Here is a 24,972-nt window from a genome sequence, read left to right as displayed (position 1 = left end):
TTCCAACACAGTTGAACACAGTTGATCACAGATCCGACTTAGGATAAGCTAGGATTAACGGCAGTGTTTCAAGATGTATGGTGCGGCCAGAGAGACTCGAACTCTCATGGACTAAGTCCACACGGCCCTCAACCGTGCCTGTCTACCAATTTCAGCATGGCCGCAATATGACCCACAATAAAGCAATGACAATATGAATTCAAATTGATAAATTTAAATATGGAATTTACACAAGAAGTAAAACAAGCAACAGATCCTATATATAAAAAAATTTCTAAAGTGGTACCAGAAATTGAATGGTCAATCCACGCACCTTATATCCATAAAATTAATCAACTTAAAAAAGAAAAGAATGCAGTGATACTTGCACACAATTATCAAACACCTGAAATCTATCATGGTATTGCGGATTTTTCTGCTGACTCGCTAGCTTTAGCAGTTGAAGCATCTAAAACTTCTGCTGATATAATTGTTATGGCAGGAGTACATTTCATGGCTGAGACAGCAAAATTAATGAGTCCAAATAAAAAAGTTTTACTCCCAGATATGAATGCTGGTTGTTCTTTGTCTTCATCAATTACAGGAAAAGATGTTAGGTTGTTAAAAGAAAAATATCCAGGTGTTCCTGTTGTTTCATACGTGAATACTTCCGCAGAAGTTAAAGCTGAAACTGATGTTTGTTGCACTTCTGCTAATGCAGTTAAGATTGTAAAATCATTAGGTGTTAAAAAGGTAATTTTTCTCCCTGATGATTATCTAGCAAAATATGTAGCATCTCAAACTGATGTTGAAATTATTTCATGGAAAGGAATTTGTATTGTCCATGATCAATTTAATGAGAAAGAAATTATTGAGATAAGAAAAAATAATCCAGGAATTAAAATAATTGCTCACCCTGAATGTCCACCAGATGTTATAAAAGCTAGCGATTTTGCTGGATCAACTTCTGGCATGATTAATTACGTAAAAGATAACCAGCCTAAAAAAGTTATGATGGTTACTGAATGCTCTATGAGTGATAATATTCAAGTTGAAAATCCTAATGTGGACTTTGTAAAACCATGCAATCTTTGTCCTCACATGAAAAAGATTACTCTTCCGAAAATTTTAGATTGTCTTGAAAATGAAACTGGTGAAATAATTATGGATAAAGAAACTATAGATAAAGCTAGGACATCAGTTGAAAAAATGGTTGAAATTGGCAGATAAAGTTTTGTGTCAAAAATAGTTTTAAGCAAACAATTTATTCAAAATACAGTTAAGCTTGCCCTTAATGAAGATTTGTTTCCTGATGGAGATGTAACATCAGATCTTTTAAATAATAATAAGATTATAAATTGTAATATAATTGCAAATGAAAATGCATTAATTGCAGGTGTTAGCTTTGCAAAAGAAACATTCAATCTAATTGATAACAAAATAAAATTTAAGATTTTAAAAAATGAAGGTTCTTTGGTGAAAAAAGGATCCAAAATTGCAAATATCAAAGGAAATGCAAAAAATATTTTAATGGGCGAAAGAGTTGCCTTAAATTTTTTATCTCATCTTTCTGGAATTGCTACCAAAACAGATATGCTAAAAAAGAAGATTGGAAAAATAAAAATTTGTTGCACTAGGAAAACTATTCCCAATATGAGAGTTGTTCAAAAATACGCGGTCAAAGTTGGTGGTGGGACTAACCATAGATTTAATTTAAGTGATGAATATTTGGTTAAAGATAATCATATTGCTAGCTCAAATATCTATGATGTTGTTTCATTGGCTATTAAAAATAAAAAAAGAAAAAAGATCACTGTTGAAGTTGATAATCTTTCACAATTAAAAAAGATAATAGGTCTAAATTTTGAAACTGTTTTATTAGACAATATGAGTATTGATGACATTAAAAAAGCTATAAAAATAATCAAAAACAAACATGAAATAGAAGTATCTGGTAATATTAATCAAAAAAATATTTCGAAATATAAAAATATTAAAATTGACAGAATTTCAATTGGAAGCCTAACACATAGTGTAAAATCAATTGATTATAAGCTCGAAATTTAATTGATAAACTTAGATAGGTTTGGTTTAAAATAATTTGGGCCTTTCATAACTTTTCCAGCATCGTTATAAATAGGTTTGCCGTCTTCACCTAATTTGCTCATATTAGATTTTTGAACTTCATCAAAACATTGATCTAAATCAATTCCAAAAGCATGCCCTGCTCCATAAGTTACATATAGCAAATCAGTTAATGCGTCAGCAACTTCCACTAAATCTTTGTTACTCATAGCTTCTTTTAATTCATTTAATTCCTCTTCTATTAAATCGCATCTAAGCTGATTAATTTTGTCGGTACTAAATGAAGCTTTATTTTTTACCTCTTGTCCAAAGGTATTCATAAAAATTCCTACTTTTTTAAAATTTGTCATTTTGTTCCTATGTGTTTAAATAAATTTATTGTATATCTTTATTATTAAATAAATTTATTAATATTCAATGAAATTTAGAAAAGAATTTGACAGTATAGGTAGTATCAACGTACCGAATGATAAATATTGGGGTGCATCAACTCAAAGATCAAATAAGTTTTTTAATATTGGAAAAATTTTAGTTAATCCTTCTATAATTAAATCTATAGCAATTATTAAAAGATCAGCTGCATTGGTGCATGCAAAAGATAAACTTATTGATCAAAGAATCGCTAAAACTATAGTGAAAGCTGCCGATGAAGTAATCAAAGGCAAATTGGATGAAAATTTTCCTTTAAAAGTTTGGCAAACAGGTTCAGGAACTCAAACTAATATGAATGTCAATGAGGTGATTGCTAATAGAGCAATTGAGATGCTTGGTGGAAAAAAAGGAACAAAAAAACCAGTTCATCCTAATGATCATGTTAATAAATCTCAGTCCACAAATGACACTTTTCCTACAGCAATGCACATATCAATTGCGATGCAAACATTATCAAAACTTTTACCAAATTTGAAAATACTTGAAAAAGAACTAAAGAAAAAATCAATTCAGTTTAAATCGATCGTTAAAATAGGTAGAACACATTTGCAAGATGCAACACCCTTGTCATTAGGTCAAGAGTTTTCCGGTTATCACTCACAGCTAAAAAAATCAATTCAGCGTATAGAAATTGCATTAAAAGAAATCTTATATTTAGCACAAGGTGGAACTGCAGTTGGAACTGGAATAAATTCAAAGAAGAATTTTGATAAAAAAATTGTTAAAGAGATCTCTAAGTTTACAAAAATTCCTTTCAAACCTACTGATAATAAATTTGCAGAATTAGCAGCGCATGACTCGATCATTAATTTTTCTGGCACATTAAATACATGTGCAGTAGCGCTAATGAAAATTTCTAACGATATAAGATTTTTAGGCTCAGGACCAAGAGCAGGATATGGAGAATTATTGTTACCAGAAAATGAACCTGGTTCTTCAATTATGCCTGGTAAAGTTAACCCTACTCAATGCGAAGCTGTAACTATGGTTTGTGCTCAAGTTATTGGAAATCATAGTGGGGTAACAATGGCAGGATCACATGGTCATTTTGAGCTGAATGTTTTTAAACCAATGATAGCACACAACATTTTACAATCCATTGACTTAATAGCTGATAGTACAAAAAATTTTGCACTTTATTGCGTTAAAGGAATAAAAGCAGATAAAAAAAAAATACAAGAATATTTGGATAACTCATTAATGCTAGTGACGGCTCTTGCACCTCACATAGGTTATGATAATGCAGCCAAAATTGCAAAAACTGCTTTAAAGAATAATACAACATTAATGGAAGAGACACTTAAGACTGGATTAATTGATAAAAAGCAATACTTAAAAATAGTTGATCCAAAAAAAATGATTTATCCAGAATAATAACTCAACATATCATTTATAAATTTCTTAAAACTGATCGCAGAATTTAACTTTATTACATTATTATTATAGTTTTCTAAAATTTCATTCAATTGCGGTATTTCTTTTTTATTTACAACTAAATTATCAAATTCAGCAATTTTATTAATTAAATCAAATTTAAAATTTAATGTTAAATTATTTATTTCTTTTCTAAAATTTTTTGGTGTTTGAATGTTACTGTAAACTTTATTTGTGTCTGAAAAATTAAAATCTAATTTACCATTTAAAAATATTGAGCTTTCATCAATAAATAAATTTGAGTCTAATAATTTTAAATCAAAAGCATCATTCCAATTATAGAAAGTATCATTTAAATTTATCGATCCTCTATCAATACTAGCTATTATATTAAGTTCTTTAATTTTACTAAAAACACCAAAATTTTTGATTTTTATATCTATATCTGAATTTAAATTTTCATTATTTAAAAGACCAGAATTAATCAATTCTAAAAATATAGAGTCATCTTTTAAAGAATTTAGTAAATCCTCAAAATTTAAATTGATATCAAAGTTTGATGTGAAGGGTTTAAATTTTATATTACCACTAAAGATATTATCTCTGCTTCTTATTGCATTAGAGAAGAATTTGAGATTTTCATCAAATAATTCATACTCGAAATTTATTTTAGAAATATATGTAGTAAGATCTAATTGACCTTCTTTTAATTCTGTTTTGTAATTTAATTCATTAAATAAAGAAAGGTTCAATTTACTAAAGTCAAAATCTGATGTAATAACCTTTGTCATAGTATTATTTTTGATTTCCATTGACATAGGTGTATTAAAAATTTCATTTTCAGAGACTAAAACATTTTCAAAAGTAAATTTATCATTGAAAATTTTTAAGTTTTTAATTTGATTTATAAATAATACTTCTTCAGTATCATTTTCAAAAAATATATTTGAATTTTTAATCTTTATTACGCTTTCAAGAAGATTAAAATCTAAGATATCATCAAAAAATTTAAATTCTTTTGTATTTAAATTAAATTTAGCTTTATCTAAAATAACTTCTCTTACATTAAAGTTTTTGTGTGCTAAAAAATTTAAAGAAACTTTAAATTTTGCTTTTCCTACAATGGCAATATCATTTGCTTTAAATAGTAATTTTTTTTCTTTAAGCAAAAAATGAGGAGTGGGTAGAATTCTATATTCTAAACCATCATAATTTTCAAAATCTAAATTGAAGTAATTCTTTACTTCATATTTAATTTTATTTTTCATCAAAGTATCGTCAAATATTATAGGTAATGATAAATATCCCAGGATTGAAAAAATTATAAATACAATTCCAAAAATTGTTTTATCTCTTTTATTTTCTTGTAAAAAATTTGTTTTTAAAAATTTATAGTTTAATTTGTTAAAGATAGACGATTCATATTTGCTGAATAAATTTTGAATAAAATCATTAAATTGATTTGTAGTTTTTTTAAGTAAATTTAGCGAAAATTTGCTCATATAAATTTTGATGACTTTATAATATATAAATTGAAATGATAAACTCAGATTATCTTAAAAATTTAAATAATGCTCAAAAAGAAGCTGTTAATCATCTTGATGGACCACTTCTTATAGTAGCGGGCGCTGGTTCTGGCAAAACTAAAGTGCTAACATCCAGAATAGCCAACATTATCAATCAAAAAAAAGCTTTTCCAAATCAAATTCTGGCAGTGACATTCACAAATAAAGCAGCAAGAGAAATGCAGTCTAGAGTAAGTACAATTTTAAAAACTGAGGCGACAGGATTGCCTTGGTTGGGCACTTTTCATTCTATTTGTGCTAAATTACTTCGTAAACATGCCTCCGCAGTAAATTTAAATTCTAATTTTACAATAATTGATACAGATGATCAAATAAGATTGATAAAAAATATTTGCAAATCTGAGAACATAGATAACAAACAACTATCTCCTCGATTTATTTTGAGTGTGATTGATCGTTGGAAAAATAAAGGCTTTTATCCAGATGATGTATCTGTAAATCATAAAGATGTTTTTGAGAAAACAATATTACCATTATATAAAATTTATCAAAAAAAACTTGTAGATCTCAATTCATGTGATTTTGGAGATTTAATACTTCACACAGTCAAAATTTTTGAAACATCTAAAGATATCAGAGATATTTACTCAAATAATTTTAAATATATTCTGGTAGATGAGTATCAAGACACTAATTACATACAAAGTAAGTGGTTAAATTTCTTAGCAGAAGAAAATAAAAATATATGTTGTGTTGGTGATGATGATCAGTCAATTTATAGTTGGAGAGGTGCAGAAATAAAAAATTTTTTAGAATTTGATCAAATTTATGAAAATACAAAAGTTATTCGATTAGAAGAAAACTATAGGTCTTCGCAAAATATTTTAACAGTAGCCTCAAAACTCATATCAAATAATCAAAATAGAGTTGGTAAAACTTTAAAATCAACAAAAGATGATGGTGAACTGATAAAACTGAATTGTTTTAAAAATGGTAAAGAAGAGGCGATAGGCATTTCAGATGAAATCGAACAAAATCTTAAAGGTAAAACATCATTTAACAATATTGCAATCTTAGTCAGAGCAATTTTTCAAACAAGGGAATTTGAAGAAAGGTTTTTAAAGATTGGAATACCTTACAGGATTGTGGGTGGGACAAAATTTTATGAAAGAGCAGAAATAAAAGACTGTATTGCCTATTTAAGAATAGTTTTTCAAGAAAGAGATGATTTAGCTTTTGAAAGAGTTGTGAACAATCCAAAAAGATCTATTGGGGAAACTACAATTAAACAAATTCATGAAAATTCTAAAAAAAATTTAATTTGTTTAGAAAAATCAGCTAAAGAATTAATTCAACAAGATTTGATTAAACCAAAAACTAAGATTGGCCTTAGTAGTTTTTTAAGTTTAGTTGATAAATGGAGATATGATTTGAATGTTAAAAAAATAAATCATGTTAAGCTATTTCAAATTATTCTTGACGAATCTGGCTATTCAGCAATGCTTAAAAATAAGAAAGACATAGATAATGAAAATAGATTAGAAAATATCAAAGAATTAATTAGTGCAATGAAGGAATTTGATAATCTTGAAGGTTTTTTAGAGCATGTATCTTTAGCAACATCAATAGATCAAGATTGGGAAGGTCAAAAAATAAATATGATGACTATGCATGCCGCTAAAGGATTAGAATTCGATGTAGTGTTTTTACCTGGATGGGAAGAAGGTTTATTTCCACATCAAAAATCTATTGAAGAAAAAGGACAAAACGGATTGGAAGAAGAAAGAAGATTAGCTTATGTGGGTATAACAAGAGCAAAAAATAATGCATATATTTCCTTTTCCATGAGCAGATTTTATCAAGGTGATTGGATTGATAGTTTGGCTTCACGATTTATTGATGAATTACCAAATGATTATTTAGAAAAGAATAACACTTTCAATGAAGAAAATTTTATTGAAGATACAGATTTTGATTTTAATCAAGATTTTGATGAAGAATATGAAACACGTAGCCCAGGATGGCTAAGATATCAAAAAAGAATTAAATGAAAAATAAAATAGATCTCTTAAAAAAAGAATTTAAAAAATTTGACATTGATGGTTATGTTATTCCTAAAAATGATGAATTTTTTTCATCTTTTGACAAAAATTATAGACTTCAAAATATAACAAAATTTTCAGGGTCTGCTGGAATTGCAATTATAACAAAAACTAAGAACTACTTATTTGTTGATGGGCGATATACTTTACAGGCAAAGTTACAATCTGGAAAAACATTCAAAATCGTTGATATAACTAGAAGCTTACCAAAAAATATTCTTAAAAAAATACGTCTTGGCATCGACCCAAAGCTTTTCACAAATAAAAACTTAGATTTATTATTTGGTAATAAAATAAAAATGATTTCAATAAAAGAAAATTTAATTGATAAAATTTTTAGAAAAAAAACTTTTAGATTAAATCCTTTTTATTCACTTGATCAAAAATTTACTGGTGAAAGCACAACATCTAAAATAAATAAAATTGTACAGTTTTTAAATAAAAAAAAATTAGATTATATTTTGATTACAGCTCCTGAAAACGTAGCTTGGATTTTGAACATTCGAGGTCACGATCATCCAAATTCTCCCCTGCCGAATAGTTACCTACTAATTGATAGAAAAAGAAATAAATTTTTGATTTCTGAAAAATCAAAAATCAAAAACTTAATTAATAAAAAAACGATTAAGAAAAGTGAATTTTGTGAATTAAACCATTTTGAAACTCTAATAAAAAATTTAAAGAAAGGAAAAATCAATATTGATCAAAAGACATGTTCGCTAATGATTGAAGAAATAATTAACAACCATCATCAGATAAAGAAATTAGAAGATCCTATATATTTTTTAAAATCAATCAAAAATAAAATTGAAATTGATCTTATGAAAAAAGCTCACATTGAAGATGGATTAGCATTAACTAGATTTATCTATTGGATTAAGAATACTTCAAAAAAATTAGATGAGGTAGATGCTGTAAATATTTTAGAAAAATTTAGAAAAAAAAGTAAAAATTATCTTTACCCAAGTTTTGATACAATTGCAGGAGCTGGATCCAATGGAGCGATAATTCATTACAGGGCAGAAAAAAAAAAATGTAAAAAAATAAATAAGAATGATATTTTTTTATTTGATTCAGGTGGCCAATACAAATATGGAACAACGGATGTTACAAGAACCATATGCTTTAATAAACCTTCAAAAAAAATAAAAGATATATTTACCAGAGTATTAAAAGGTCATATTGCAGTTTATCTATCTAACTTAAAAAAAGAAAATACCGGACAACAAATAGATAAAAGGGCGAGAAAATATCTCAAAGATATAAATCTAGATTATGCTCACGGTACTGGTCATGGTGTTGGTTTTTTTCTTAACGTCCATGAGGGACCTCAATCAATATCGAAATATAATAAGATTAAACTTATTGAGGGAATGATACTAAGTAATGAGCCAGGCTATTATAAAGAAAACTCTTTTGGAATAAGGATTGAAAATTTAGTTCATATCACTAGTGAAAATGAAAAACTTAGTTTTAAAAATCTCACCTTTGCTCCAATAGATACTGATTTAATTAACTTTGATTTTCTTAATAAAGAAGAAGAAAATTATTTATTTAAATATCACTTAGAAATATATGCACTTTATTCAAAATTTCTTAAACCTAAAGAAAGAAAATGGTTAGCAGGATTAATTTAGCATTTTTAATAAGTCGTCTTGATTTATAATTTTAATTCCTAACTCATTTGCTAAATTAACTTTTTTTGTTGTTGGTTTCTCACCTGTAATTAAAAAATCTAATTTTTTATTTACATTACTTAGAATTTTTCCTGAATTTTTTTCTATTAAAGATTTAATCTCTGATCTACTTATTCCAGAAAGTTTACCCGTTACTAAAAAAGTTTTATTTGATAACTTGCCATTTTGGATACTAATTTCAGCATTATTAATAGATAATTTTTTTTTAAGTTCAGATAATATTTTTTTATTAGTTTTATTGTTGAAAAAGCCTAATAATGAATTTGTTTGTGTTTCACCAATTCCATCTATGTTTAAAAGATCATTAATTTTACTTTCTGATAGATCAAAAAATTTCTGAGGTGTTTTTAAATATTTAGAAATTAACTTTGAGTTTTCTAAACCTATATGTCTTATGCCTAAAGCAAAAATGAACCTTTCAAAACTGATAGTTTTTTTTGTTTCTATTGAATATTTCAAATTCGAAGCTGATAGATTTCCCCACCCTTCAAATTTCTTAATTTCATCGAAATTTAGACTAAATATATCTTGAGGATATCTAATTAAATTTTTATTCCAAAAATCTTCAACAATTTTTTTACCAAATCCATCGATATTAAATCCCTCTTTAGAAACAAAATGCTTTAGTTTTTCTATAGACATTTTCTCACAATCATAACCCTGACTAGTACATCTCCTAACAGCATCATCTTTTTTTGTAACAGCGTTATACTCTTTAATTGTTTTTGATCCACATGATGGGCAGTTGATAGGGAACAAAAATTTTTTAGAATCTTTACCTCTTTTTTTTATATCTACTGAAACCACATGTGGTATCACATCTCCTGCTCTTTCAACTAAAACTGTATCTCCTATTCTTATGTCTTTTCGAACTATCTCATCTTCATTGTGTAAAGTTGCATTAGATACCACAACTCCTCCAATGTTAACCGGTTTAATTTTAGCCACTGGGGTCAATGCTCCAGTTCTACCTATTTGAATTTCAATATTCTCAATTGTTGAAACTGCACTATTAGGAGAGAACTTGTGAGCTATGGCCCATCTTGGAGCATTAGCAACAAATCCTAATCTTTCTTGTAATGAAAAATTATCCACTTTGTAAACTAACCCATCAATATCAAAATCTAAACTTTGTCTTTTTTGCTCTAAAGACTGATGATTTTTTATCAGATCGTCTATGTTATTAATTTTTTTATTAAAAGGATTTATTTTGAACCCCCACTTTTCTAGTTTCTTAATAAATTCGGTTTGTGATTTTATTTTTAAATTCTCTGTGTGGCCAAAAGTATAAGCAATAAAATTGAGAGGAATTTTTGATGTCACTTTAGAGTCTTTTTGCCTTAAAGATCCAGAAGCTGCATTCCTTGGATTTGCAAACTTAGAGTCCATTTTCTTGAAGTCATCATTTCTTATAAAAACTTCGCCTCTAACATCAATATCATTTGGAAAACCCTTCTGATCAACTATTTTTGGAATATCTTTTATTGTTTTTAAATTTTCAGTAATGTCTTCACCTTCTTTACCATCACCTCTAGACAGTCCTAAAATAAATTTGCCATTCTTATAAGTTAAAGAAGCTGAAATTCCATCGATTTTAGGTTCAGCTGAAAAATCAATCACTTCATTTTCATCTAAACTTAAATAATTTTTAATTTTTTTTAAAAAGTTAACTAAATCGTCTTTATCAAAAGCATTAGATAAAGATAACATTGGTATACGATGCTTTACTTTTTTAAAGTTTTTTGAGGGTTTAAAACCTACAATTTTTGATGGTGAATTATCACTTTCAAGAAATTCGTATTGTTTTTCTAAATCTAAGATTTCTTTTTTGAGAGCATCATATTCGGCATCAGATATTTTTGGTGAATTTTTATCATAGTATAATCTGTTATGTTTTTGAAGATTTTCAATTTTCTTATTATATTTTTCTATAATTGATCTATTAGTCATTTATTCAAAAATAGATTTAAATTTTCTCTTTATAATATTTTCTTTTTTATTTTTTTTAATTTGTCTAAATTGATAATCATTATTGAGAATTTTATAAGATTGTTCATACCATCTTGAAGATAAATAATTGTATCCTAAAAGGTTTGCATATTTTTCAGCTTCTCCTTCTAAACCTAAAATGTAATATGTCTCAACTAACCTATGTAAAGCCTCTTCAATAAAAATAGTTGTATCATATATTTCTACAACTGTTTTAAATCTGTTGATTGCAGCTATCCATTTTTTTTTATTCAAATAATATCTTCCTATGTACATTTCTTTTGCTGCTAAGGTATCTCTAATAAGATCTAGTTTAAATTTCGAGTCTAACGCATAGTCAGTATCAGGAAAATTTTTTATGATTAATTCAAAAGTCTCTTTTGCATTTTTTATCGATTCTAAATCTTTTTTTTCATCAACAATTTGTTCGTAATATGTAATAGCTAACAGGTAATATGCATAATCAATATCTTTGTAAGTTGGATATTTTCTTATAAATCTTTTTAACTCCTCCTCTGCATCAAAATAATAATCTTGCGAATAATATGCATAAGAAGCCATTAATGCAGATTTAGGTGCCCAATCTGATTGAGGAAAAACATCTTCAGCTTCATTAAATTTTTTAGCAGCAAATAAGACATCACCACCATCCAAAGCTTCAAGACCTTCTTTGTAAGCCTCCAATAATTGTAAATCTATTTCTTTTTCTTTTATTTCAATTAATTTTTTTTCATCTTTTGAGGAACATGCAGATATTAGTAACAATGTTAATAATAAAAAAATTTTGAATTTCATTTAGATAATAATTTAGAAACTTTTATTATTAAAAAAGGATTTTGTCTACGCGATTGACTTTAATATGTTTTTATTAATCAAAGTATGTGGAAGATTTTTTTGTTTGATTTCAATAATTGAAAAATTTTCATTATTTTCAAATACTTTTCTTAATAGTTGATTAGTAAGATAATGACCACCTTGTGAACAAGTCACATTACCAATTATTCTATATCCGGAAGTATATAAATCTCCAATGCAATCTAATATTTTGTGATTAACAAATTCTTTTTCATTTCTTAAACCACTATCATTCAAAATCTCTTCATCTTTGACTACTATCGCGTTATCTAAGCTTCCGCCTTTTGCTAAACCATGCTTTTTTATTGTTTCTATATCTTCATACAAACAAAAAGTTCGTGAATTAAAAACATCACTTAAGTTGTCTTCGTAAACTTTGATCTTATTTTGTTGTGTGCCTATAATTTTGTTTTGAAATTTAATTTCAAAATCGATATCTAAACTTAATTTACTTGGTTCAATTTTTATTGATCTTGTGCCTTCTTTAAATTCAACCAACTTATTAATCTTTATAATTTTTATTGGTGTTGCAGACTCCTCTAAACCAGTATCTATTATTTTTTTTACAAACTCTTTTGCAGAGCCATCTAAAATTGGAACTTCCTCATTATCAATTTCAATCAGTACATTATCTATACCCATGCCAAACAAAGCTCCAAACAAATGTTCAATTGTTGAAACTGATACTCCAGCCTCATTTGAAACTGTGGTATTTAAAGATGTGTTTGTTACATTTGCAAAATTTGGGATAACAAGATTATCCTTATCTAAGTCTATTCTTTTGAAAACAATTCCATGATTAGGATTTGCAGGGATTAATTTTAATGTAACTTCTCTCCCACTATGTAAGCCAATTCCTTTATAATTGATTTCATTTTTAATTGTTTTTTGATTTAGAGACATTTGTGACTTTAAAACATAGAGAGTAAAAATTTTGAAAACAATAAATGTTACAGTTAAATACAGTTAGCTAATTAAATTAAAAAGATTTTCAAAAAAACCTTTTTTATCATTATCTTTTTCAACTAAATAGACATCATTAGCGTGACCATCGTGGAGCAATTTTGCCGCTAATAAAGTATGATCTGGGCTATTTTCGTCCTCATATAATGAAAGATTGTTTGTTGAAAAAATTTTTAAAACAGTCATTTCAAAATTTAAAAAAAATGTTTTGTAAAAATTTTTTAATTTGTCTGGCAAACAAGAAAAGGAGATGTCTATAATATAATCTTTACACTCAGGTATCGAATTAAAATTATCATAAATTATATCTGCTACTTTAAAATAATTAATTCTAATATTATTAATATAATAGTTTTGATTATTTTCAGAAATTTGGTTTTTTAAATTAAACAACACATTTTCAATATTTTTCTTTGAGACTATGCCATCTCTGACATTTTCTTTAATTGATAAATTTATTTCAAGAAAATTTTTTTGAGGTAAAATAATATTTACTGACTTTAATAAATATCCAATTTTTTTTTCTAATTCTCTAATTGATTGTTCAAAAAAATTTATATTATCATTTAAAAAATCCTCATAATTTTCTCTAAATTCAATTTTTTTATTAAAAATTATTTTTTCAGAATTTTCTAAAACTGAAATTTGGATTTCATTTTCTTTAACAGAAAAAATAGTATAATTAATTTCTTCAGAGTTCATTTAAGATCAAACGATTTTCAATTCTCATATCAAACATTTTTATATTTTTAAAATTTTCTGAATTGTGAATTTTTAAATAATCCGAAATAGCTTTATCTATATTGTTAAGAGGTAGTTTTAATAAATTTCCATTTTTAAATTCAATATCCCATCTTTTAGAGGGGAAAAAGTATAACTTAGAAATTTCTTTTAAATCCAAAAAATTGTTAAAGATATTTTTTTTTACATAAAAAAATTCATCAATAGATGGTTTGCCAAATATTATTGGAATATTACTGTCAACTTTTTTTGATTCAATAAATTTCTTATTTGATCCAATATAATGATTTTTTCCATCGATATTTATATTAGCTAAAAAAGTAGTTGGATAAACTGATATTTCTAAAGTGGATGGATATTTTTTAAAAATAAAAAAATCATCTATTAATGGATTTTTGTTTAAAATATTTACAATCGTATCTTTGTCTATTTCAACTATATTTTTATTTTTAAGATTGTTTAATTCTTCTGAGGTTGAATAAATCATATCGTAATTCAAACCACTAATATTGATATCTTTAATATTAAAAATTTTTTTTGAATTAAAGTTTTGACTATGCAAAGAACCAAAAAATAAAAATATTAAAATATAAAAAAAAATTTTTTTATCTATTAATGGACGCATCATTTATAATCCATTTTAGCAATTCAAAAAAATTCATACCTTTAAAAGCTGCAATTTCTGGTACCAATGATAATTTAGTCATTCCTGGTTGAGTATTTATTTCTAAAAGATAAAATTTATTTTTATAAAATTTAAAGTCTGACCTCGTAACTCCTCTGCACCCAATTAATTTGTGAGCTTTAAGTGAAATATCTAAAACTTTTTGTAAATTTGTTTTAGACAAATCAACTGGGATTATATGTTCTGTATTTGCATTTTTTTTGTATTTTGCATCGTAATCATAAAATTTCCTTTTGGGTCTAAGTTCTATTGCGCCAAGTTTTTTATTGCCTAAAATCGCTACCTGAATTTCTCTTCCAGGAATAAACTCCTCTATTAGTATTTCTTTGTAATTTTCTAAAAGTTTAACCTTTTTTAAAAAATTTTTAACATTACAAATAAAAACATTAACACTAGATCCTTCATTAATTGGTTTCACCACGACAGGAAACTTCAATTTTTTTTTTACCACGCTAAATAGTTCTTTGTCATTATGATCGTATGAATATTTTATATACCTTGGTGTTAATATTTTATTTTTGATAAAAATTTTTTTTGAAATTTCTTTATCCATTGCAATCGCTGAGGATATAACACCAGAATGTGTATAAGGAATTTTAAAATTTTCTAATATACTTTGAATGTAACCATCTTCACCAAATTGGCCATGTAAAGCATTAAATATGACATGAGGTTTAAATTTTTTGATATTATTTTTAAGATTATGATCTGGTTCACATGTTTTAATTAAATATTTCTTTTTTAATTCTCTAGCAACTTGTTTACCAGTATCTAAACTAATTGTTCTTTCTTTTGAAATTCCACCAGAAATTATTAAAATTTTTTTTTTCAATTTACCTTAAAATTTTTATTTCTTTTTCAATCTTAATGCCTGTTTTATTAAATACTTGTTCTGATACATAATTAATCAAATTATTCATATCTTCAAATGAAGCATTGCCTTTATTAACAAAAAAATTGTAGTGTTTTTCTGATATACACGCATCTCCAAAACATTTACCAGCTGGAACAGACTCTTTTATTAATTGCCATACTTTTTTATTGGTTTGAGCTATTGGGTTTTTAAAAGTACTACCACTTGTTTTAATTTTAGATGGTTGTGCTTCTTCTTTTTTAATTTTCATCTCTTCCATTTTTTTTTTAATTATGTCTGGATCATCTTTTATTCCTTTAAATGTTGCACTTAAAAAAATAAAATCTTCAGACAAATCATTATTTCTGTACTCAAAATTTATTTTATTTGATGGTATCGTTAATACTTCTCCATTTTTAGTAATTACTTGAATTGATAAAAGAATATCTTTAAACTCTGTCCCAAAACATCCGGCATTCATTTTAATTCCACCACCAACACTCCCAGGTATACAATATAAAAATTCTAGTCCCCCGATCGAATTTTCCATCGCAAATTCAGACAAAGATTTATCTAATACCGCAGCACCTGCTATGATAGTTTCATCTGAATGTAGAGAGATATTGTTGAACGTTTTTCCCAACTTAACAACTACACCATCATAAATGTCATCTGTGATAAGTGTGTTTGACCCCGAACCTAATACAAAAATTTTTTCTTTTTCATTTATTACTTTTAAAAAATCTATCAATTCTTTGAGATTTTCAGCTTTATAAAAAATTTTTGTTTTACCCCCAATATTAAACCAGGTTCTTTTTTTCAAATCATAATTAAATTTAATATTTTCACTGAATTTTTCTAATTGATTTTTGTAATTTTCTAAATCCATTAAATTAGTTTTGATAATTCTTTCATCCAACTTGAAATAGAACCAGCACCCATGCCAATGACAATTTTTTTACCATAAAAAGTTTGTTTTATAAATTTTGCAATTTGAAATTGATTTTCAACCATAAATACTTTTACATTTGAATTTTTAATTATTTCTTTTGCAAAATTTTGATAATTAAAACTCAATTTTATTTTTTCTCCTGCTGTATAAATTGGACAGAGAATTACTTCATCAGCGTTTTTAAATGCTAAAGAAAAATCTTTTCTTAGATCAGATAATCTAGAAATTCTGTGAGGTTGAAAGATGCATACTTTTTTAAATCCCTTATAAACTTCTTTTACTCCACTCAAAACTTCCTTTATTTCAGTTGGGTGGTGAGCATAATCATCATAAAAATCTATTCCTTTATAGGTAAATACTTTATTAAATCTTCTCTGAACTCCTTTAAAACTTTTAAGTCCAAGTTTAATTTTTGTAACAGGTATTCCCACTGTCATCGCCACCGCTAAAGCCGCTACAGAATTCAAAATATTATGATTTCCTAATAATGGTATTTTGATGTTTTTAATTAATATCTTTTTTTTATTTGGCAAATTAATACTTAAATCATACTCAGTAAAATCTATGTTTCGTTTTACATTTAATATCTTAAAATTTGAATTTCTATGAAAACCATATGTATAGTAATTTTTATTTTTTAACTTTTTAATAATTTCTTTGTTTATTTTATCGTCCAAACAAATAAAAGATTTTCCAATTGAAGGAACTTTATTTATAAAATTAATAAAGTAATTTTTTAAATCATTCATTGATTTATAGAAATCCATGTGTTCTCTATCAATATTAGTGATTATTGAGTAAGTAGGTGAAATACTCACAAAACTTCCATCAGACTCATCGGCTTCTAAAATAGACCAATCACTTTTTCCTAGCTTTGCAGAATTTTTAATTGAATTAATTACACCACCATTAATGATAGTTGGATCAATTTTAGATTTTTGAAAAATAGAGGTAACTAAAGAAGTTGTAGTTGTTTTGCCATGAGAGCCTACTACTACAATATTTTTATTTAAAGATACTAAATGAGCCAACATCTCCCCTCGTTTATAGATTGGTAAATTTTTCTTTTTAGCCTCTATGAATTCTGGATTATTTTTCTTAATTGCAGATGAAATAACTATTATTGTTGAATTTTTAATATTCTGCTTTTTTTGTCCAATATGAACATTAATCTTATTTTGTTTTAATCTTTCAATATTTTTATTAATAGAAATATCACTTCCTTGGACATTAAAGCCTTTTCTTTTCATTATTAAAGCAAGGCCACTCATGCCAATTCCGCCAATGCCAACGAAATGAATTTTTTCTGTTTTAGCAAGTTCTATTTTCATGCAAATATATTAATTAATTTATTATTTAATTCTTTCCAAGAATTATTCTCATTAAACTGTTTTAAGTTATTTTTTTTTGTATTGTAATCATCTTCATTTTCGATGATTTTAAAAAGTAAATCATCAATTTCTTTTTGATTCATCTCATTCTGATTAAGTATCCAACAACAACCAATTTTTTCATAGTATTTGGCGTTTTCCATTTGATGATCATCTGCTGAATTTTTTAATGGTATTGCTAAAAAAGGAATCCCTAAAGTTGCTATCTCTGCTAGAGAAGATGCTCCTGCTCTAGTTATGCATAAATCAGAATTTTTAATCAAATTAAAAAAATTATTTTCATAATTAAATACATAAGAATTTAAATCATTAGCTGAATAATAGTTCTTTAGATTTTCAATATTTTCTAAACTTGTCTGATGATTTACTTTAACTTTAATCTTTTTATTAATCTTAATTAAAGTTTCTTTGATAAAATTATCAAAAATAATTGCACCTTGACTTCCGCCAAAGATAGTAATTTCAAAAACATTGTCTTTTTTTGAATTTTTTTCGACTTTATAAAAGTCTTTTCTTATCAAAGGTTTACTAATAATTTTTTTATCTGCAAACTTTTCTGGAAAATTTTTTAATTCTTTTTGATACACAAAAACTTTTTTTGCAAAGTTTAAATAAAATCTATTAGCTCGACCTAATACTAAATTAGGTTCAAATAAATAAAGATCTTTATTTAATATTTTGGCAGCCAAGCAAACTGGAAGAGACATGTATCCACCTATAGAAATTACAATTTCTATATTTTTTCTTTTAATAACGTTTATTGATTTAATTATTAAAAAAAAAACTAATAATAAATTATAGGGTAATAATAATAAATTTTTTAATCGTGGCGTATTAATTAATATATACCTTTGATCATTTGGGAAATATTTTACTCCTCTTTTATCTGTGACTATTTCTAAATTAAAATTTTCTTTTAAGTGTTCAAGAATACTTAATGCAGGCAAAATATGACCTCCGGTGCCCCCAGTTGATAATAAAATATTCTTTTTCACTAATTAATCCTTCTTTTAGTAAGATTTAATATAATCCCAGATAAAAGAGAAACGCTTATAATTGAAGAACCGCCATAACTTAAATACGGTAATGTCATTCCTGTAGTAGGAAATAATCTTATATTTACACCAATGTGAATTAATGCTTGAAACAATATAAGGCTTATACAACCAGTTAAAATTAATTTTATTTTTACATCATTCTCAAATCGAATTTTTTTAAATACAAAATAAATAAAAATTAGAAATATAAATAATATAAAAATAATCGATAACACTCCAAATTCTTCGGAGATCACCGAAACAATATAATCTGTATGTGCTTCAGGTACTCTATTTTTTAATACACCTTCTCCAAGACCTTTACCAAAGAAACCTCCGCTGCTAATTGATTCTATTGCTTTATCAGATTGAAAATTATGAGTTCCTGTTTCAGAATTAAAAAAAGATAAAATTCTCATTTTTATATAAGTAAATTTAGGAACAAAAACTACTAGATATAAAAATGACAATACAGAGAACAAAGCAAAGATCAAAAAAAAATAAATATTAATACCAGACACAAAAACTAAAATTGCCCAGCAAGAAGAGATTAATAATGTTTGACCAATATCAGGTTGTATTACAAGCAATAAAGAAACGCTTAATGCTACTAACAGAGATATTAAATATTTAATACTTAAATTTAGTTGATATTTACTGCATAATATTAAGGATACAATAACTACAAAAAATGGTTTTAATAATTCAACAGGTTGAAATCTTGGCAACAAAATAAAATCAAGCCATCTTTTTGATCCTTTTACCTCAACACCCATAACCGGTACTAATGTTAATAGCACCATTGAAATACAAAACATAAATATTGAAAATTGATATAATTTATTTTTATCAATTGAAGATAAAAATAAAATTATAGATAAGCCTAAAATAATAAATATTGAGTGTTTAAAAAAGAATGTAAAATCATTCGTATTAAGTTTATTTGAGGCAACAAGAGAAGTTGAAACCAAAGAAAAAAATAAACCAGTTACAAACAATATTATAATTATTGAAAAAATTGGTTTATCTAAATTTTTCCACCAACTGTAATAATGTTTTCTAATTAAACTTAAACTTACCATCAAATTTTGTTTTGATTAACTTGTTAAAATATTCACCTCGTTTCTCAAAATTTTGAAACTGGTCAAATGATGCTGCGGCGGGACTAAAGAAAATAACCTTTTTTTTACTTAAATCCTTTTTTATATCAAAAACTAAAATATCTAATAATTTTCTCAAATCGGGTAAAGATTTTATTTTAAATTTATTATTAAACTTATTTTTAAAAATTTTTATATTATTCCCAAAAACATAAGTTTTTAAATTTTTATAATATTTTTTTTTCAATAAAAATTGATCATTCTTTTTGGGTATTCCACCTACAATCCAGTATATATTTTCTAAATTTTTTAAAACTGATTCAGAGGAAGCAAAACTTGTTGATTTAGAGTCATTAATTATCTTAACTTTATTGTCATCATAAATAATTTGTTGTCTGTATTTTAAGCCTTTAAATTTATTTAAAGTTTTGAAAAAATTAATCTTTTTAAGTTTTAATTTTTTAATTATTTCAAAAACTATAATGAGATTTTCAAGATTACCGTTAGACTTAAAATAGTCATTTTTCAAGTTATCCAATAAAGATGAATCTTTTAAACTTTTTGTTTGAATTTTAACAATTTGAGATTTTAATTTGATAGACTTAATTTTTTTTTTAATGTTTTTGTCATCATAGTTCAAAAACGAGTAAGTACCGTAATTTTGATTTTTGATAAGTTTAAATTTTGCATCTATATATTTGCTTAAAGTACCGTGTCTATCTAAATGATCGGGTGTAATATTTAAAATAACACCATGTGTAGTTTTAAAATACTTGCTATATTCAAGTTGATAAGATGAGGCCTCTATAACAAATAAAGTATTCTTTTTTATATTTTTCTCTGAAAGAATTGGTTTACCAATATTACCAGTTAAACGTACATCTTTATTTTGATCTTTGAAAGCTTGATAGAGAATTTTTGCAGTTGTAGATTTACCATTTGTTCCGGTGATTGTAATTGATTTATTTTTATAAAAAAAATAAAAAATATCTAAATCAGTAATTATTCTTTTTTGATTAACTTTAAGAAATTGTTTTAATTTGCATTTTTTTATATCAATTCCAGGACTTATTATAATGTGATCAAATTTATTTTTTAATATCTCATTAAAATTAAGAGATTTTTTTCTAAAATCTTTTTTTAAAATTAAGTTATCATCAAAGACATAAATTGAATTCTTTTTATCTTTTAGAAAATTTAGAGTAGCCTGTCCACTTTTGCCAAGTCCATAAATTAAAATTTTTTTATTAAAAAAAAAATTCTTATTAACGATCATCTTAATTTAAGTGTAGCTAATCCAATCATAGCTAATATTATGGAAATTATCCAAAATCTGATCACAACAGTAGATTCGGGCCAACCTTTTTTTTCAAAATGATGGTGTATTGGAGCCATTCTAAAAACTCTTTTACCAGTTAGTTTAAATGAAATTACCTGTACCATAACTGAAACTGCTTCAAGAACAAATAACCCTCCAGTAATTGCTAAAACAATTTCGTGCTTAGTTATAATTCCTACTGCTCCTAACGAGCCACCTAAAGATAACGATCCTGTATCACCCATAAATATTTTTGCTGGTGGAGCATTGAACCATAAAAAACCTAAACAAGATCCAATTATAGCCCCACAAAAAATTGAAATTTCACCTGTTCCCTCAATGTAAGTTAATTGCAAATACTCGGAAAACACAATGTTTCCAGTTATATAGCTTATAAATGCAAAACAAGCTGCAACAAGAATAACTGGAACAGTTGCTAAACCATCTAGTCCATCAGTCAAATTAACAGCATTTGATGAGCCAACAATAACAAAAACAGCAAATGGTATGAAGAACCAACCCAAGTTAATTACTAAATTTTTAAAAAATGGAAAATATAAATCAGACAAATTGTTATTATCTGAGTATTTTACTAAGAACATTATTCCAATAATAGCCAATACAATTTGAATAGTTATTTTTGTTTTTGATGAAATTCCAGAGGAGTTTTTTTGTCTAATTTTTTGATAATCATCATATGCACCAAGTGCCCCAAATGAAATTACTATGTATAAAGAAAATAAAACATAAATGTTTGTCAAATCAGACCACATTAAAACTGAAAGTATTAAGCCAATTAAAATTATTAATCCTCCCATAGTTGGTGTTCCTATTTTTTTAATTATATGTTCTTCTGGTCCATCTTCTCTGATTGGATTAGTAATTTTTCTGCTAGAAAAAAATTTTATGAAAGGATTACCTATAAACAATACAATTATTAATGAAGTAAAGACAGATAACCCAGTTCTAAAAGTTAAATACTTAAATACATTTAAAAATGTAAATGTATCTACAAAATTTAAAATAAAACTATAAAGCATGATTGTTTTTCTTTTTTAGTTTACTTAAATAATTAAATAAACCCGTAGAATTAGATCCTTTTACCATCAAAAAATCATTATTTTTAAAATCAAAAAACATAAGTTTAGTTAACTCCGAATCATTTTTAATAATCTTGCCTCTTTTACTTTCTGGTAATCTTTTATAAGTTTCCAAAATATGTTTTCCCATTACATGTAATTTGTTAAATGAAATTTTATTAATAACTTTTGACATATCTTTATGAAGTCTTTTTGAATGTTTTCCTAATTCAAGCATATCGCCTAAAATAATATTCTTTTTACTTGGATTAACCTTCATACTGTTAAAATTCATTAAAGAAGATTTAAGAGAAAGTGGATTTGAATTATAACTTTCATCAATCAAGTTTATTTTCTTGTTATTTAATTTAATTTTTGTCACATCTCCTCTGCCCTCAGTATTTTTTATATTAAGAAAAATATTTTGATTTAATTTTGTAACATCAATAAGAATATTCATTATTGAAAGTGCATTTAGAATATTACTTATTAGATTTGTAAAATTATTTTTTACAAAGAAAGTTTTTTCTTGATTATTAATATCAATAAGAAGTTTATATCTATTATTTGATTTTAATATTCTTTTTAGAAAGACATTAGCTTTTTTATTTTTAAGGGAAAATGAATGAATATTTAGTTTTCTTTTTTTTGCTAATTTTTCATGAAAATTAAAAAATTTATCATCTCTGTTTAAAACTATATGTCCATTTTTTTTAATATTATTAATGATCTCTCCTTTGGCGCTGGCAATTCCATTAATATTTTTGAAATTTTTTATATGCGCATAACTAATGTTTGTTATCACGCCTACATCTGGTTGAATTATTTTAGTTAAGAAATCAATTTCTCCTTTTTTATCCATACCTGCTTCAAGTACTCCAAATTTATCGCCTTGATTAATATTGATTAAACTTAAAGGTACTCCAAATTTGTTATTAAATGATTTTTTAGAAAAACTAGTTTTGTAAAACTTTTTTAATGTTGAGCCTAACAAATCTTTTAAAGAAGTTTTTCCGCTACTTCCTGTTATTGTAATCAACTTTGTTTTTAGATTTTTTCTATATTCTTGAGATATATCTGTGAGAAAATTTAAAGTATCTTTAACCTTAATTTGTCTTGATGATTTAATATTTCTTTGAGTTTTATTAACTACAACTAACGAAGCTTTTTTATTTAAAGCATCAGCTAAAAATTTATGACCATCATTTTTTTTACCTTTAATTGCAAAGAAAATATCATTTTTCTTCACCTCTTTAGAGTTAATTGTAATTTTATTTAATTTTATTTTTTTATCTGAAATTTTTGTTTTTGATTTTTCTTGAATAATATTTAGCTTTAGATCATTCGATAAAAGTTTATTTTTTTGTTTTATAGATTTTAAAATTTCTTTTTTATCTGAGAAAAAATTGATTTTATTCTTATAAGTTTGAGTTTCCTCATGTCCCTTACCCGCAACTAAAAGAATTTCACCACTTTGCAAATTTTTAATTGCTTTATCAATCGCCTTTCCTCTATCACTTAACTCAAAGATATGTTCGCTTTTAATTCCTTTTTTAATTTGGCTTCTGATTAAATTAGGATTTTCATTTCTAGGATTATCGTCAGTTAAATAAATTTTATCTGCAAATTGAGAAGCAATCTTACCCATCAATTGTCTCTTAAGCTTATCTCTATCTCCACCACAGCCAAATAATAACACGACATTTCTTTGTGGAAATTGATCTTTTATATTAGTTAAAACAGTTCTTAAGGCATCTGGCGTGTGAGCATAATCTAAAATTACTTTTGAGTTATTCTTCATAACACCAACTCTTTCTAATCTTCCATTTATAGATTTTATATAAGGTAAAATCTTAAATATTTTGTCATAAGATAATCCACTTTGAGCTGCAGCGATAATTGCTAAAATTAAATTCTTAATTTGTACCTTTCCTATTAAATTTATTTCAACTACGTAGATTTTGCTATTAATTTTAAGCTGAAGAATTTGCTTATCTCCATCATAATTGATACTTTGTAAAAATATTTTTGATTTTTTATTTTTTTCAGAAAAATCAATTAAACTTAGATTTTTATGTTTAGAAACCTTCTTTATTAATTTGTATTGAGGAATTGACTCATCAGTTATGACAAACTTTTTTTTATTCATTAAATTCTTAAATAAATACAATTTGGCATTTAAGTAATCTTTCATAGTATTGTGATAATCTAAATGATCGTGTGATAAATTAGTAAAAATTCCAATATTAAATTTCAATCCATCTAAACGATTTTGATCAAGACCATGGGATGATGCTTCCATTATAATATTATTAATTTTTTGTTTCTTAAGATTAGATAATTTTTTACTTAAGTCTAAAGCATCAATTGTTGTATTTGATAACTTATGAAAGGAATTATCTGTTTTAATTCCTAATGTTCCAATTGAGGCTACCTTTTTATTATTTAATTTAAGTATTTGAAAATAAAAATCTGCAACTGAAGACTTTCCATTGGTGCCTGTAACTGCAATTAAATTTTTAGGAATATTATTATTTAGCTTAAATGAAAATTCAGCTAGTAATTTTCTTATATTTTTAGAGCAAATAAACAAAACACCATCTTTAAAACCTGTAAATTTTTTTTCATAAATAATAATTTTTGATCCTCTTTTGATTGCGTCCTCAATAAAATTATGACCATCAAATTTGCTTCCTTTAATTGCAAAAAAAATATAATTTTTTTTTATTTGTGAACTATTAAACGCAATATTTGTAAAAGAATAATTTAGATATTCTTTTCTCAAGTTAGGGATAAAATCCTTAAGATACATTG

General features: G+C 25.5%; 20 protein-coding genes and 1 tRNA gene. 5 read left to right on the top strand and 16 right to left on the bottom strand.

Annotated features, from left to right (window positions below; translation table 11 throughout):
* Positions 1–78 precede the first annotated feature (78 nt).
* Positions 79–164 (bottom strand) — tRNA-Leu (locus ACTT9P_RS02610).
* Positions 165–219: 55 nt separating this feature from the next.
* On the opposite strand from ACTT9P_RS02610, the gene nadA reads away from it, so the two are divergent.
* On the top strand, positions 220–1,209 hold the full coding sequence (nadA, locus tag ACTT9P_RS02605) for a quinolinate synthase NadA (protein ID WP_440909138.1): 990 nt from the start codon (positions 220–222) through the stop codon (positions 1,207–1,209).
* A 6-nt stretch (positions 1,210–1,215) separates the two neighbouring features.
* Positions 1,216–2,046, top strand: coding sequence for a carboxylating nicotinate-nucleotide diphosphorylase (nadC, locus tag ACTT9P_RS02600; RefSeq protein ID WP_440909137.1), 831 nt, complete (start codon positions 1,216–1,218; stop codon positions 2,044–2,046).
* Here nadC and ACTT9P_RS02595 read toward each other — a convergent pair.
* The gene (locus ACTT9P_RS02595; protein WP_440909136.1) at positions 2,043–2,414 is read right to left on the bottom strand and encodes a phosphoribosyl-ATP diphosphatase; all 372 of its coding nucleotides are present in this window, start codon (positions 2,412–2,414) and stop codon (positions 2,043–2,045) included. The two genes, nadC and ACTT9P_RS02595, sit on opposite strands and share 4 nt — an antisense overlap.
* Before the next feature lie 67 nt (positions 2,415–2,481).
* Between ACTT9P_RS02595 and fumC the strand changes: the two genes are divergently transcribed.
* Positions 2,482–3,870, top strand: coding sequence for a class II fumarate hydratase (gene fumC, locus ACTT9P_RS02590; RefSeq protein ID WP_440909135.1), 1,389 nt, complete (start codon positions 2,482–2,484; stop codon positions 3,868–3,870).
* Here fumC and ACTT9P_RS02585 read toward each other — a convergent pair.
* Complete coding sequence (locus ACTT9P_RS02585; RefSeq protein ID WP_440909134.1) at positions 3,858–5,372, bottom strand: hypothetical protein; 1,515 nt, start codon at positions 5,370–5,372, stop codon at positions 3,858–3,860. The two genes, fumC and ACTT9P_RS02585, sit on opposite strands and share 13 nt — an antisense overlap.
* Before the next feature lie 35 nt (positions 5,373–5,407).
* Between ACTT9P_RS02585 and ACTT9P_RS02580 the strand changes: the two genes are divergently transcribed.
* Together ACTT9P_RS02580 and ACTT9P_RS02575 are read left to right on the top strand one after the other, a co-directional pair.
* The gene (locus tag ACTT9P_RS02580; protein WP_440909133.1) at positions 5,408–7,447 is read left to right on the top strand and encodes an ATP-dependent helicase; all 2,040 of its coding nucleotides are present in this window, start codon (positions 5,408–5,410) and stop codon (positions 7,445–7,447) included.
* Positions 7,444–9,135, top strand: coding sequence for a M24 family metallopeptidase (locus tag ACTT9P_RS02575; RefSeq protein ID WP_440909132.1), 1,692 nt, complete (start codon positions 7,444–7,446; stop codon positions 9,133–9,135). The genes ACTT9P_RS02580 and ACTT9P_RS02575 overlap by 4 nt, the downstream gene beginning before the upstream one ends.
* Here the strand turns inward: ACTT9P_RS02575 and ligA are convergent.
* The 13 genes from ligA to ACTT9P_RS02510 form a co-directional block, all read right to left on the bottom strand.
* Positions 9,127–11,145 carry an NAD-dependent DNA ligase LigA gene (gene ligA, locus ACTT9P_RS02570; RefSeq protein ID WP_440909131.1) on the bottom strand — a complete coding sequence of 673 codons (2,019 nt, stop codon included), beginning with the start codon at positions 11,143–11,145 and terminating at the stop codon, positions 9,127–9,129. The two genes, ACTT9P_RS02575 and ligA, sit on opposite strands and share 9 nt — an antisense overlap.
* Positions 11,146–11,979, bottom strand: coding sequence for an outer membrane protein assembly factor BamD (locus tag ACTT9P_RS02565; protein WP_440909130.1), 834 nt, complete (start codon positions 11,977–11,979; stop codon positions 11,146–11,148).
* 45 nt (positions 11,980–12,024) lie between these two features.
* Positions 12,025–12,942 carry a UDP-3-O-acyl-N-acetylglucosamine deacetylase gene (lpxC, locus tag ACTT9P_RS02560; protein WP_440909129.1) on the bottom strand — a complete coding sequence of 306 codons (918 nt, stop codon included), beginning with the start codon at positions 12,940–12,942 and terminating at the stop codon, positions 12,025–12,027.
* A 63-nt stretch (positions 12,943–13,005) separates the two neighbouring features.
* Entirely contained in the window at positions 13,006–13,704 is a 699-nt protein-coding gene (locus ACTT9P_RS02555) for a hypothetical protein (RefSeq protein WP_440909128.1), read from the bottom strand.
* Positions 13,694–14,371, bottom strand: a complete 678-nt coding sequence (locus ACTT9P_RS02550) for a cell division protein FtsQ/DivIB (protein ID WP_440909127.1) — start codon at positions 14,369–14,371, stop codon at positions 13,694–13,696. Before ACTT9P_RS02550 ends, ACTT9P_RS02555 begins: the two co-directional genes overlap by 11 nt.
* The gene (locus ACTT9P_RS02545; RefSeq protein ID WP_440909126.1) at positions 14,349–15,260 is read right to left on the bottom strand and encodes a D-alanine--D-alanine ligase; all 912 of its coding nucleotides are present in this window, start codon (positions 15,258–15,260) and stop codon (positions 14,349–14,351) included. The genes ACTT9P_RS02550 and ACTT9P_RS02545 overlap by 23 nt, the downstream gene beginning before the upstream one ends.
* 1 nt (position 15,261) lies before the next feature.
* Entirely contained in the window at positions 15,262–16,170 is a 909-nt protein-coding gene (gene murB / locus ACTT9P_RS02540) for a UDP-N-acetylmuramate dehydrogenase (RefSeq protein ID WP_440909125.1), read from the bottom strand.
* Positions 16,170–17,564: a UDP-N-acetylmuramate--L-alanine ligase gene (gene murC, locus ACTT9P_RS02535; RefSeq protein ID WP_440909124.1), complete on the bottom strand. Its 1,395-nt coding sequence runs from the start codon at positions 17,562–17,564 to the stop codon at positions 16,170–16,172. The genes murB and murC overlap by 1 nt, the downstream gene beginning before the upstream one ends.
* Positions 17,561–18,619 (bottom strand): UDP-N-acetylglucosamine--N-acetylmuramyl-(pentapeptide) pyrophosphoryl-undecaprenol N-acetylglucosamine transferase, encoded by a 1,059-nt coding sequence (locus tag ACTT9P_RS02530; protein ID WP_440909123.1) that lies wholly within the window; start codon positions 18,617–18,619, stop codon positions 17,561–17,563. Before ACTT9P_RS02530 ends, murC begins: the two co-directional genes overlap by 4 nt.
* Positions 18,619–19,743 (bottom strand): FtsW/RodA/SpoVE family cell cycle protein, encoded by a 1,125-nt coding sequence (locus ACTT9P_RS02525; RefSeq protein WP_440909122.1) that lies wholly within the window; start codon positions 19,741–19,743, stop codon positions 18,619–18,621. The genes ACTT9P_RS02530 and ACTT9P_RS02525 overlap by 1 nt, the downstream gene beginning before the upstream one ends.
* Positions 19,721–21,037: a UDP-N-acetylmuramoyl-L-alanine--D-glutamate ligase gene (gene murD, locus ACTT9P_RS02520; RefSeq protein ID WP_440909121.1), complete on the bottom strand. Its 1,317-nt coding sequence runs from the start codon at positions 21,035–21,037 to the stop codon at positions 19,721–19,723. Before murD ends, ACTT9P_RS02525 begins: the two co-directional genes overlap by 23 nt.
* Positions 21,034–22,119 (bottom strand): phospho-N-acetylmuramoyl-pentapeptide-transferase, encoded by a 1,086-nt coding sequence (gene mraY / locus ACTT9P_RS02515; protein ID WP_440909120.1) that lies wholly within the window; start codon positions 22,117–22,119, stop codon positions 21,034–21,036. The genes murD and mraY overlap by 4 nt, the downstream gene beginning before the upstream one ends.
* Entirely contained in the window at positions 22,109–24,970 is a 2,862-nt protein-coding gene (locus tag ACTT9P_RS02510; protein WP_440909119.1) for a UDP-N-acetylmuramoyl-L-alanyl-D-glutamate--2,6-diaminopimelate ligase, read from the bottom strand. Before ACTT9P_RS02510 ends, mraY begins: the two co-directional genes overlap by 11 nt.
* Positions 24,971–24,972: the final 2 nt, after the last annotated feature.

Origin of the sequence: Candidatus Pelagibacter sp. (assembly GCF_052048095.1) — a bacterium.
Taxonomy (GTDB): Bacteria; Pseudomonadota; Alphaproteobacteria; order Pelagibacterales; family Pelagibacteraceae; genus Pelagibacter.
This window is presented reverse-complemented; position numbering and strand designations above follow the sequence as displayed.